This window comes from Acidovorax sp. KPB24-07 (assembly GCF_057543315.1).
Genome location: NZ_BAAJYS010000916.1, coordinates 1 through 621, shown reverse-complemented (window position 1 = coordinate 621; position 621 = coordinate 1). Strand labels below are relative to the sequence as shown.

The 621-nt window shown below is 72.8% G+C and carries 1 protein-coding gene; it reads right to left on the bottom strand.

Going from position 1 to position 621, the window contains the following annotated elements; translation table 11 throughout:
• The coding region (locus AC27IQ_RS26655; protein ID WP_487091486.1) for an O-antigen ligase family protein at positions 1 to 621 on the bottom strand (621 nt) is incomplete at both ends.

Here is a 621-nt window from a genome sequence, read left to right as displayed (position 1 = left end):
CCAGCTGGAACGGGCCGTACCACAGCGGAAACTCCAGCAGGCTGTGCACGCCCACGATGGCCAGCACGCCCCAGGCCAGCTGCCGCACCGGATCGGTCTCGCGCCAGGGGGCCAGGCGCCACGCGCCCCAGAGCGCCAGCAGGCACAGCCCGCCCGCCACGGGCAAGCCCAGCTCGACGGCCAGGTGCAGCGGCAGGTTGTGGGCGTTGTCCAGCAGCACGCAAAAGCGCTCGCCCGGGAACAGCGTGCTGTAGTGGGCATAGGCCATCTCGCCCCAGCCCCAGCCGGTCCAGGGCTTTTGCGCGATCAGGTGAAGCATGTTGGACCACAGCACGGTGCGGCTGACGCAGCCTTGGCCCTCGTCCGCGAGCCGCTGGAACAGCCCGTCCATCGACACGCCCGCCCAGCGCTCCAGCATCCAGGGCAGCGCCCAGGCCGCCAGCGCGTACAGCAGCCCCCCCGTGGCGGCGAAGGCCAGGGGCAGGCCGCCCAGGGAGCGGCGCCAGAGCACCAGCAGCCCGAGCATCACGCCCCATTCGAGGATGCCGGTGCGCGAGGCGGTGGCCGCATCCGCCGTGCTGATGAGCATCAGCGCCCAGGCGGCCAGCACGCCCGCGGCCA